The following is an 11,776-nucleotide window of genomic DNA, read 5'->3' as shown; positions in this document are numbered from 1 at the left end:
GAGAAACCACCAATAGAGAATAAAGAAACCACCAATAGAGAACAGACAATAAATCCAGATACTTTATGATATTTTTTGTTTCTAAAATAGAGAATTAATTTGACTCAAATACTTATCTACTAAGTCAGATAAATTACCTTAAAAAGTAAATACAAATGTTTATGTAAACATTTATATTTTTTGGCATTGTCACTGGATTGAAAGTAACCGTAAATATCCTATACTGGTGTTAGATCCTGACTGCTGTAAAGGTTTAGCGGTGCTAAATCCCGATTTCTGAACTTCTGAATTAGCGAAAATTATGGCAATTATCTCCTCCAAAAAACAGCCTCCAGAACCCAACAAAGAAGTAAAACAGCCACAGAAATCAGCCAAAGTACCTGCTGCTGAAAATCTGTTACAGTCAGAAGCTGCTATTAATGAACAAGGTAAACCAGAAGAAAGTATACGTCCCCAGCGTTTTGCTGACTACATAGGACAACAGGATTTAAAGGATGTTTTAGATATAGCCATTAAAGCAGCCAAGTCGAGAAGTGAGGTCTTGGATCATTTGTTATTGTATGGACCTCCGGGTTTAGGTAAAACCACAATGGCCATGATTTTAGCATCAGAAATGGGAGTAAACTACAAAATTACCAGCGCCCCAGCTTTGGAAAGACCACGGGACATTGTGGGGTTATTGGTCAACCTCAAACCGGGAGATGTGTTATTTATAGATGAGATTCATCGTCTATCCCGGATGACAGAGGAGATCTTGTATCCAGCGATGGAAGATTACCGCCTAGATATTACCATAGGTAAGGGTTCTAGCGCCAGAATTAGAAGTATACCTTTATCTAAATTTACCTTAGTAGGTGCGACAACTCGCGTCGGAGCTTTAACTTCACCATTACGCGATCGCTTTGGCTTAATTCAAAAGTTACGCTTTTATGAAGTTGAAGAACTAACTCAGATTGTTCTCCGCACTGCTGAATTATTAGAGACCGCAGTTAGTTTAGATGGGGCTACGGAAATAGCTAAACGTTCACGGGGAACACCAAGAATTGCTAACAGACTCTTAAAAAGAGTCCGTGATTATGCGGAAGTAAAACTCTTAATAGAAATTAACGAAGCTGTAGCAGCAGAAGCATTACAGTTATTTCAAGTTGATCCTTGTGGCTTAGATTGGACAGACAGAAAAATGCTCAGTGTAATAATTGAAAACTTTAATGGTGGTCCAGTGGGTTTAGAAACCATTGCTGCTACTACCGGGGAAGACACCCAAACCATTGAAGAAGTTTATGAACCGTATCTAATGCAAATAGGTTATTTAAGCCGAACACAAAGGGGTAGAATAGCGACAAAAGCAGCTTATCAACACATGGGTTTTAAGCCATCTAAGGAGCAGTTATCATTATTGTAAGTGGATTCAAAGTAAAAATCTAAAAATCTAGATCCCTCACTTCTTAAATAATTCGGGTATATGCTATAATCACTACTTGACAAGTAACACCAGCAAAGATGAATAATCACCAGTGGCTAAAAGTTAGCGAGTATGTATGCTTAGGGTTGTCAATATTAGGAATAATAGTAGCTACAGTGACGCAACAAGTAGCTTATGGGTTTATTCCCTTGTGTTTAAGTGTGACTTTAAATTTAGTTAATCGTCCTCAGTTTCATTATTCCCAATTACAATCACTTGAGCAATTACAGACAAATTTGCAAAATACAGATGAAGAATTTGATCAACTAAATAAAACCATGAATACATATAATCAACGACTAGAACAAATCGAAACTTGGAGACAACAATTAAGTCAAATTATTGACCAGAAGATTGAAATTGCAATTAATCAAAGTTTGGGGAAAATCGAGACTTATAAACAAGAAATTAGTCAAATTATTGACGAGAAAATTCAAATCCCAATCCAAAAATTGAGTACAGAATTTAACGCAGTTAATCAAGAAATTCAAATTGTCAATAATCGTTTACAGCAATTAGATACTTCCCTAGAAAACTTGAGTTCCCATCTTGAAAAAGATGAATATTTAAACAATATTGCTGAATTGAAAACTGAATTATCATCACTTAATCAACAGATACAAGTCTTTAATTCCCGATTTACAGAAATTGAAACCTTTATGGACACTTTCCATAGTGACCATCAAAACAATTTACAGCAATTAACAGAATTAAATAATAATCAACAAAATCAAAATAGGGAACTTTCCCAGATTAATCAACAAATTGCAGTGATTGATTCCCGATTTACAGAAATTGAAACCTTTATGGACACTTTCCATAGTGACCATCAAAACAATTTACAGCAATTAACAGAATTAAATAATAATCAACAAAATCAAAATAGGGAACTTTCCCAGATTAATCAACAAATTGCAGTGATTGATTCCCGATTTACAGAAATTGAAACCTTTATGGAAAGTGACCATCAAAACAATTTACAGCAATTAACAGAATTAAATAATAATCAACAAAATCAAAATAGGGAACTTTCCCAGATTAATCAACAAATTGCAGTGATTGATTCCCGATTTACAGAAATTGACAACTCAACAGAGAAATTACATCAAACAATTTCAGAAAACAACCAAGAAATAAGTGAAATTAAACAAAAGCAAGAAATTGAAACTTCCCAAAATCATCACATCCTTGATGTGATTACCCAACAATTAACAAAATTAGATGCGTTAACAGAATTAGATAATTTATTTACAGCTTTGGTACAACCGTTACAGGTAGAAAATAAATCAAATTTACAACCAAAGCCAATCATGGAAGAAACAAGCCAAAAAATAGAGGATATTTCCCAAATTAATAACTTGGATTCCATTGAAAATTCTCTTAACAAATCCTGGGAAAAATTGGATGTATTAGGGGGATTAAATACTTTGTTCAACCCGTTACAGATAGAAAATGAATCAAATTTACAACCAAAAGATAATGATCAAGAAACAGCAGAAACACTAGAACTAACCCCTCCCAAATCTCTAATAGATGAGAAAACTGGAAAATTAGTATTTTTTAGTAATCTCAAAACACATAAAAATAAAGTTCTCTCCGTAGCCTTTAGTCCAAATGGTAAACTTTTAGCAAGTGGAAGTGATGATAAAATCATTATATTGTGGGATTTAGCAACCAAGAAACATTCTATTTTAGAAGGACATGGAGATGGAGAATATGGTTGGTCTAGGGGAATTAATTCAATAGCTTTTAGTCCAGATAGTCAGTTTTTGATCAGTGGAAGTGATGACAAAACAATTAAATTATGGGACATAAATCTAGGACTAGCAATTTTCACATTTATCGGACATGAAGAGAAAGTGTATGCTGTCGCATTTAGTCCCTTAGGAAAACTGATAGCTAGTGGTAGTAAAGATAAAACCGTAAGAATGTGGTCACTAGAAACAAGAAAAGAAATTTACTCTTTTCAAGGTCATACAGATGAAGTTTTATGTGTAGCTTTCAGTCCCGACGGTAAACTATTAGCTAGTGGTGCGGGTGGTCATGATAAAACCATCAAAATTTTAGTATTAGCTGAAAATCAAGTCAAAACATTAAGAGGACATTCTGATTGGTTTGGAGGAATTACTTCCCTTGCGTTTAGTCCAGACGGGAAAACTTTAATTAGCGGTAGTCAAGATAAAACTATTAAACTTTGGGATGTAGAAACTAGTCAAGAAATAAGAACCTTATCGGGACATTCTGATCATATTTCTTCCCTAGCTTTTAGTCCCAATGGTCAAATATTGGCTAGTGCGAGTAAAGATAAAACACTGAAAATATGGACAATAGACAGTGGAGAAGAAATTTCCAGTATCAAGTACCATGATTCAGTAATTAACTCAATTGCTTTTAGTCCAGATGGTAAAGTATTGGCTGCGGGGAGTGAAGATAGAACAATTGCTTTGTTTCCTTTAGAGTAAATTCTCAGTAATTATAAAGGAGATATTAACACCTTTTTTATTTTTTTTATAATTACATCTGGTTTATAATTACATCTGGGTACTCTCGATCTGGAGTGGTTTGTAAAAAAAAACCGCCATTTGCCACTCTTTGTTATATTATTAATATAAATATTGTTGCATATCACTTACTTAGATGATTAAATTAATTAGCATTTTCCTGAGTTTGTTAATGGTTTTTAGTTGGAATACACCCGTTATGGCACAAACTCAAACTATAACCGCAGAAGAGTTACAAATAGGAGACGAATTAGCTACTAAGGCCTTTATAGCCACAAATAAAGGTGATTTTGTCACAGCAGAAACTTATTGGACACAAATCATTGAAAAATTTCCCAGCAATGCAGGAGCATGGAGTAATCGTGGTAATTCTCGTGTTAGTCAAAATAAATTAACAGCAGCATTAGCTGATTATAATAAAGCCGTAGAACTTGCTCCCAATGTGACAGATCCTTATTTAAATCGCGGCACAGCATTGGAAGGTTTAGGGAGATGGGAAGAAGCGATCGCCGATTATAATCGTGTGTTAGAATTAGATCCCCAAGATGCCATGGGCTATAATAATCGCGGTAATGCTAAAGCAGGTTTAGGACAATGGCCAGCAGCCATTTTAGATTACCAAAAAGCCACAGAAATCAACCCCAATTTTGCCTTTGCTAGAGCCAATTACGCCCTAGCTTTATATGAAACTAATCAAATAGAAAAAGCAATTCGGGAAATGCGAAATATAGTCCGTAAATATCCCCGGTTTGCTGATATGCGAGCCGCGTTAACAGCAGCCTATTGGGTGACAGGAAATAGAGGTGAAGCCGAAAGTAATTGGGTAGCAGCCTATGGATTAGATATTCGTTATAAAGATATAAATTGGGTGACAAATATCCGCCGTTGGCCGCCAAGTATGGTATTAGCCTTAGATAAATTTTTGAAATTAAAATAAGAGCATTTCCCAAATTAAGAACCGGAAAACTGAGGTGGACTGATGACGCAAGTAGAACTGAAGCAAAGTATTATACTGCATAAATATCGCTATCCTCCTGATATGGAAGCTCTAGCAACGGAACTGGTTTTAGAACAAGCCAAAGTTTTTACTGAATTTGAGGTTTCCACACAACATTGATTACAGCATTTTGGGACATGATGTAAAATTATGATTCTAATTTGGAAATTGTCTTAATTGTTAGTTCTTGTACATTATTAAATACGATATTTGCCCCAGATTTCATCAGCATTTCTGCATAATGCTCACGTCCCGCTGCTGTTTCCTGAACGTGAGGAGGTAACACTCCCACACTCAACCAAGTCCGTGAATTATCTATAGCTTTGGCTTTGGCCACGGTATACATATCTGCTACTGTGTCTCCCACATACACAACTGTTGATTTTTGATCATTACCATTTGTTAACAGGTCAATACTAGCAAAAAGTCCCGTAGGATCTGGTTTACCGGGTGCATCTTCCATTGCAATTAATACAGGAGCTTTTAAACCCAACCGTTTTTCTAAGACATATTTAGCACTCAACCGAGTCGCACCACTAAAAAAACCCCAAGCAATACCACTTTGCGTTAATTCTTGAAAATAACTAGGCTCTACTAATAAAGACTCATGACAAATATAACCATTCCAATTTTCAGGATCTGTACCTCGATAACGGCTTTGAAAATAAGTAACAATCTCTTTATAATCTAATGATAGTTGTTCCCGCTCCTGTCCTTGACTGACAAAATGACGGCAAATTAACTCCCAGGAGGCTTCCCAATCATTATTCCAGATTCCCTCAGATTTGAGGTGGTCAATGTCCATTGCTGTGGGACGATAAGCTTGTCCGGTAAAATATTCTACCGTATCTGATAGCGCTCGACGATAGGACCCACTCACATCACGGATAACGCCATCTATATCAAATATAACGATAGTTCTTGTGTTTACGGTCATGGCAGTTACAGCAAAAGTAATATCTACAAAATTTTACAGTAGTCCAATTTGATTAGGGCGTGTTACGACTATATAATATGGTAAATCAGTGGCAAACAACATAAAAAATGGTAACTCTCGTTGTCCTGATTAACATTCTTATTTCCCTCCTACTTCTTTGTCTAGCTCAAAAATTATGGCAAGCCAAGGATGCTCTAACACTGATAGCAGATTTATTTAATGAATATGAACGCGCTAGTTATGCAGTGCTACATACAGCAGTAGATAATATTTATCTAGTTCAAGAAGATATTCAGAACCTCAACTTAAAAAATCAGATACTTCAACAGCAAATCCAACAAATACAGCAAATTATCAGCCTGATCATTCTCATTAGGCAAATTTCCGCAGGATATTGGTTAAAAAATAAAAATCATCCTAAATTCAAAAATCCGAGTAAACTGGGATAGAATCTCCAGAGTCGTCAATTATGCTTAAGCGTTCTAAATTCGAGGCAACTCAGTCTCAAATCATGCACCGTGCTGAAGAACTAATTAGTGCGGCCTCAAATCGCTACCGCATTACGGTGCGAGTTGCAAACCGTGCTAAACGCCGACGTTATGAAGATTTTGAAAATAACGAAGATTCAATAATGAAGCCCGTATTGAGAGCAATTATTGAAATGTCTGATGAATTAAATCAGCCGGAAATTATCGGTGAACTATAATTTAAACCTCATTCTCTGCTAGGGAATAACGGTTTGACCAGCCTTTCTCCGACCAGGAGAGAGGTGAGGAAGTTCACCGCAGATAAATCTGTACTTTGGTGGAGTAGGAAATGGTATAAATAAATTGAATTTCACTCAATATGGCGGATAAAAACTTAGAAACTCTAATTATCAAAATTGTCAAAAAGGTAATTAGAAAAGAGATAAAAAATCAAAATCAGGATCATCAGCCAATCATCGTTACTGGATCTAATTCTACATTAGATAATTGGCAAAATCCAGAGCCAACAGAAGAGATTATTGATGATTTAGAAATTAGTCCTTACATTAGATTACCTGAGAAAGAAGATATAGAACTGGAGCGGAAATTACGAGAACTCAAGTTTAAACAAGAATTGAGAAAAGATTGGATTTCCTTTCTGGTGAAAGATGTAATTGTCTACTCAGCAACTATGATTTTTATTTTGGTACTTGCTGGTTTTTATCTATTTCGTATTCATGATTAGTTTGAAAATCGAGATTTCACAACCCCGGACTTGTGAGAGAATTCCGGGATATTGTTGTGGAGATTTATTGAGGGTTTGTGACAGTTTAGTGTTTATTCATCCAATCCACTAAATCAGTGATTACCTCAAGATAATTAATATCATCATGTAAATTATGATAACCACCAGGGTATTCAATTCTTAACTTATCTGGATAATTCACCTTTTCATAAAAGATTTTACTTCCTGCTGGTAAAGCGATTCTATCAGCACCACCATGTAAAATTAACAGTGGTACTTGCCATTTTTCCGCGTGAGTGTGAATCCAATCTACTGTAGCAAAAAACTCTGTAGATAACCTAGCAGTAGCGAGGGTATGACGTAATTTATCTTGAGTATAGGAATCTAAAATTTTCTGATTTCGTGAACCCGCGCTAAAATCTAAGCCAATATGCAAGGAAAAACGCGGCCAGACGCGGGAAAATAACTTACCTAAAACTACGCGACTCAGTGGTACTCCTACTTGACCAATACTAGGTGAAAAACCAATCACACCCGCTAATATAGATTGATCTTTGACATAATGGAGAGTATAATCTAATGCAATTACTCCCCCCAAGCTATGTCCCAACAGGAAAATCGGGTATCCTGGTTGTTGCTGTTGAATTAACTTGAGAAAAGCTTGTAAATCATCACGAAATTCAGCCCAAGTATTAATGTAACCTCTTTGACCGGATGAACGTCCATGACCACGTAAATCGAAGGCATAAACCGCATATTCTTTGGGTAACAAATGCTCAACTATGGTTTTGTAAAGTCCGCTGTGTCCTCCCAACCCATGTACAATGGCCAATATTCCCCTGACTTCCCCCCCAGGATGCCAGCTTTGGTAATATAAGTCAAGCCCACCCACACCTGAAAATTTGCCTTCTTGGCGAGATGCAATCGCGTCGCTGTGGTAAATCATATAGTTAATTGGTTATTTCCTTGGCTAGTAAGCTACTAGCTGATTAAAATACATTGTAGAGAAAATTGCTTCTAACTGTAGAAAGAAATACAGATAATTTTTCTCAAAACTCTCATGTTTTTAAAATCCCCGATTTATTTGAGGAGTCGGGGATCTGGATATGTTAAAAGTGGTGACATAGATAACAGTATTTTATATTCCCATAGATTACCATTAAATATTTAGTTATTTAGTCATTTAGTCCTTGTTTATTGGTCATACAAATTATTAAGTTCGGTTCGGCGTTTTCTCCTTGAGAATTTATAGCAGTTCTTTTGTTAATTCCAGATATAAAAACTCGTCGGAGGAAAATATTTTCTCATGTAAGTGCATACCGTTATAGTTTTATAAGCCTTAGATAAAATTGGGATAACTCAATAAAAAACAACTAACAAACCCCAGCAATTATGAATATGAAATTTTCCCTAGCTGCAAATGCTGTACAAGCGCGTCAGACAAAAGAGCGATTTGCTAAACCAGAAGAAAAATTGTCTTATGAATTGGGTAAAGCTGTACAGGAATTACCACCACTTTACACAAGATTGTTAGCGGGAACAATTAGTGTTGTCATATTTGGCGCAATTTCCTGGGCGCATTTTTCAGAAATTGATGAAGTAGCCACAGCAACAGGAGAATTAATTGCTTCTACCCAAGTTAGACCAGTGACAGCTTTGGGCAATGGTTCTATTTTAGCAGTAAAAGTCAAAGAAGGCGATCGCGTTACTAAAGATCAAATTTTAATTCAACGTGATCCCAATTTTCAACAAACAGATGTTAACCGTTTAGCTAAATCTAGTCAATTAATCGAAGACGATTTACAACGATTACAAGCCGAACGTTCTGGAGGAAAAACTGCGGGAACAATCATCCAAGATGAACTTTTAAACTCCCGTTTATTAGACTATAAAGCCAAGCAAGCAGCAGCAGAATCAGAAGCCAAACGACAACAATCAATTATGAATCAAGCCCAAGTTAGATTAAGTCGTTTACAGGAAAATTTGGCCAATGCTAAAATCACTTTTAGCAATGTTCAAAAAAACTTAGAAAATACAAAAAGCCTACGCTCTATGTTAGATAATAATTTACAAATTGCCCAACAAAGAGAAGAAAATCTGCGGACTTTAATGCAACCAGGCGCTTTACCCAGAGTTGATTACCTAGAGGCTCAGGAAAGATTAAATCGTGCCAAGACAGAGATGATCAGAAGTGCAGATGAAATCACAAAAACTCAAAATAATCTCACAGAAGCCAAAGATAAAATTATATCTTTAGAAAAAGACATTGCTGCTCAAATTCAAGAAATTAATCAAGCAGAACAAGCCTATCAAACAGCACGTAATCAAAATATCCGTTTAACCTCAGAACGTCAAAGTGAAATTCTCACCCAAATCAACAAACGCAAAGAAGAATTAACCACTGTTGCTGGTCAATTAGAACAAGCTAGAAAACAAAAAGACGGAGAAACTATTAAAGCCCCATTTGCTGGTACAATTTACAAAATTAAAGCTACTAAAGGTCCAGTACAATCTGGAGAAGAACTATTATCAATTTTACCAGAAGGAGAAGAAATGCTCCTAGAGGTAAAAGTTCTTAACCGTGATATTGGCTTTATTAATCAGGGAATGAAAGCGAAAGTTAAAATCGCTACTTTTCCCTTTCAAGAATTTGGTGTAGTTGAAGGTCAAGTATTACAAATTAGTCCTAATGCGACAATTGATAAAGAATTAGGTTTGGTTTTTCCCACCAGAATTAAGTTAAGTAAACATTCTTTAAATGTGCGCGGAAAAGAAGTAGAATTTAATCCCGGAATGGTTGCTAACGCCGAAATTGTCACTCGCAAAAAATCGGTTTTGACCTTCATTGTTGAACCTATCACTCGACGTTTCAGCGAGGCATTTTCCGTGAGATAATCATCGCAGGGAACTTTAACTTTAGTTAGTTCCTTGCTAATAGCTTAACTTTTTCAGATTATCTATTAGAGACTGGAGAAAACTGGAAAAAATTTCAATTTTTGTTATATAATGTAGATAATAAATCAAGGTTTACAAGAGGTTTAATAATGCAAGTTTGTCTAGTTACAGGTGGTAATTCTGGTGTAGGTTTAATGACGGCTGTAGGTTTAGCCAAATTAGGTAATCATGTATTTATTGCTTGTCGTTTAGCAACTAAAGCAGCAAAAGCTATAGAATACATTCAGCAAACGACAGGGAATCAAAACGTGGAATTTTTACCCCTTGATCTAGCTTCCTTAGATTCAGTTCGCAACTGTGTTACAATATTCAATAGTAAAAACTTACCCCTGCATATATTGGTCAATAATGCCGGCATATTTAACCGCAGAGGTACAACAAAAGAAGGTTTTGAACTTATTTGGGGAACTAATTATTTAGGTCACTTCTTATTGACTTATTTATTATTAGAAAAAATGCAAAAATCAGCGCCAGGTCGCATTATTATGATATCCTCAGATTTAGCATTATCTCCAACTAGTATTAACTGGGATTTATTAGTTAAAAAAACACCATTAAATTTTCTCAACCTCTATGCCATTTCTAAACTCTGCTTATTGCTATTAACCCAAGAACTTTCTCAACGATTAAATAATTCTCAAATTACTGTTAACGCAATTCATCCAGGTTTTGTGCAATCAAATATTACTATCTGGCATCATTTTAGTAAATATTTAGGTTTAGGCATTTCCCCAGCAGCTGGAGCATATAGTACCCTAATTTGTACTACTTCTCCAGATTATCAAGATATTACCGGAAAGTTCTTAGACCGTCATAACCAAGAAATTCCATTACCCAAAATAGCGCGAAATCAAGCAATATTACAGCAATTATGGCAACGTAGTTTATTATGGACTGGTTGCAATCAACAGCAGAATTTACAAACAATTAATTATCATGAAAATGATGGTATTTGGGGACCTAGTTCCCTGAATTTAGATAACAACGAACTAGAGGAAATTACAAAACATATTTTAAATAAAGTCTTGCCCAGATTTCCAAAGAAAATATTATTTACTCAACTATTATTATCATTAATCAAATTTGATTTTGGATCTTTTTTGCTGATCATACTTCAAGGTTTTAAAAAATCTTTTTACATGGAAAGACATTTAGATTCACCCATAATCATGCAATTATGTCACAATGAAAGCTTATTAGAAAAGCTGACTGAATATTTAGGAGAAAATTTGGTATTATGGCGCTCAGAATTGTGGGTAAATTATCCTTCCCAACAATTAATTCCTTTGTGGCACCAAGATTCTTATCCCAAATTACTCAAAGGAAATGGTAAAACTATTCATGCTTATATAGCTTTGACAGAAGTTAATGAACATAATGGTTTTGAATATATACCTCATAATGATTCTCAAAAGTGTCAGATAAAAATGACAGATCCTTTTAGTGGTAATCACTTTTTTGATATCCCTCATGAAATTGAAAAAAAAGCTATTCCTGTAGTCCTAAAACCTGGAGAATTTGTCTTATTTACCGACAACCTTATACATCGTTCTATCCGTAATCAGAGCGGTAAATTACGGCTTTCTTTAACATTGAGGTTAACTCAGCTTGGGGTAGAAATTTTACCTGGTTATACGTCTAATGATCACAAACCGATAATTTTACAATCTCAAAAAAAAGGTAAGACTAACTTAACCTCACCCTTACCTTAG

At 35.3% G+C, this 11,776-nt stretch carries 11 protein-coding genes; 9 read left to right on the top strand and 2 right to left on the bottom strand.

Annotation, left to right across the window (positions count from 1 at the left end; genetic code table 11):
• The first annotated feature begins 301 nt into the window (after positions 1-301).
• The 4 genes from ruvB to H6F62_RS02600 all read left to right on the top strand — a co-directional run bounded on the left by ruvB (position 302) and on the right by H6F62_RS02600 (position 5,080).
• The gene (gene ruvB / locus H6F62_RS02615; RefSeq protein WP_137909253.1) at positions 302-1,402 is read left to right on the top strand and encodes a Holliday junction branch migration DNA helicase RuvB; all 1,101 of its coding nucleotides are present in this window, start codon (positions 302-304) and stop codon (positions 1,400-1,402) included.
• 98 nt (positions 1,403-1,500) lie between these two features.
• Positions 1,501-3,924: a WD40 repeat domain-containing protein gene (locus tag H6F62_RS02610; protein WP_190371268.1), complete on the top strand. Its 2,424-nt coding sequence runs from the start codon at positions 1,501-1,503 to the stop codon at positions 3,922-3,924.
• 175 nt (positions 3,925-4,099) lie between these two features.
• Positions 4,100-4,900 (top strand): tetratricopeptide repeat protein, encoded by an 801-nt coding sequence (locus H6F62_RS02605; RefSeq protein ID WP_190371267.1) that lies wholly within the window; start codon positions 4,100-4,102, stop codon positions 4,898-4,900.
• A gap of 42 nt (positions 4,901-4,942) precedes the next feature.
• A complete protein-coding gene (locus tag H6F62_RS02600; protein WP_190371266.1) occupies positions 4,943-5,080 on the top strand; it encodes a type I restriction enzyme endonuclease domain-containing protein in 138 nt (45 codons plus the stop codon).
• 28 nt (positions 5,081-5,108) lie between these two features.
• Here H6F62_RS02600 and H6F62_RS02595 read toward each other — a convergent pair whose 3' ends face one another.
• Positions 5,109-5,897, bottom strand: a complete 789-nt coding sequence (locus tag H6F62_RS02595; protein WP_190371265.1) for a TIGR01548 family HAD-type hydrolase — start codon at positions 5,895-5,897, stop codon at positions 5,109-5,111.
• Positions 5,898-6,004: 107 nt separating this feature from the next.
• Here H6F62_RS02595 and H6F62_RS02590 point away from each other — a divergent pair, with 107 nt between their 5' ends.
• The 3 genes from H6F62_RS02590 to H6F62_RS02580 all read left to right on the top strand — a co-directional run bounded on the left by H6F62_RS02590 (position 6,005) and on the right by H6F62_RS02580 (position 7,109).
• Positions 6,005-6,346 carry a hypothetical protein gene (locus tag H6F62_RS02590; protein ID WP_190371264.1) on the top strand — a complete coding sequence of 114 codons (342 nt, stop codon included), beginning with the start codon at positions 6,005-6,007 and terminating at the stop codon, positions 6,344-6,346.
• A 20-nt stretch (positions 6,347-6,366) separates the two neighbouring features.
• Positions 6,367-6,603 (top strand): DNA-directed RNA polymerase subunit omega, encoded by a 237-nt coding sequence (locus H6F62_RS02585; RefSeq protein WP_137909147.1) that lies wholly within the window; start codon positions 6,367-6,369, stop codon positions 6,601-6,603.
• 140 nt (positions 6,604-6,743) lie between these two features.
• A complete protein-coding gene (locus H6F62_RS02580) occupies positions 6,744-7,109 on the top strand; it encodes a hypothetical protein (protein ID WP_137909148.1) in 366 nt (121 codons plus the stop codon).
• Positions 7,110-7,194: 85 nt separating this feature from the next.
• Here H6F62_RS02580 and H6F62_RS02575 read toward each other — a convergent pair whose 3' ends face one another.
• Positions 7,195-8,055, bottom strand: coding sequence for an alpha/beta hydrolase (locus H6F62_RS02575; RefSeq protein ID WP_190371263.1), 861 nt, complete (start codon positions 8,053-8,055; stop codon positions 7,195-7,197).
• A gap of 452 nt (positions 8,056-8,507) precedes the next feature.
• Here H6F62_RS02575 and H6F62_RS02570 point away from each other — a divergent pair, with 452 nt between their 5' ends.
• Both H6F62_RS02570 and H6F62_RS02565 read left to right on the top strand, forming a co-directional pair.
• The gene (locus tag H6F62_RS02570) at positions 8,508-10,004 is read left to right on the top strand and encodes an HlyD family efflux transporter periplasmic adaptor subunit (protein WP_190371280.1); all 1,497 of its coding nucleotides are present in this window, start codon (positions 8,508-8,510) and stop codon (positions 10,002-10,004) included.
• A 149-nt stretch (positions 10,005-10,153) separates the two neighbouring features.
• Positions 10,154-11,776, top strand: coding sequence for an SDR family NAD(P)-dependent oxidoreductase (locus H6F62_RS02565; RefSeq protein ID WP_190371262.1), 1,623 nt, complete (start codon positions 10,154-10,156; stop codon positions 11,774-11,776).

Source organism: Anabaena sp. FACHB-1391, assembly GCF_014696755.1.
In the GTDB taxonomy this organism is placed as follows: domain Bacteria; phylum Cyanobacteriota; class Cyanobacteriia; order Cyanobacteriales; family Nostocaceae; genus Dolichospermum; species Dolichospermum planctonicum.
The sequence above is the reverse complement of the archived record's forward strand: the minus strand, read 5'-3'. Positions and strand labels throughout refer to the sequence as shown.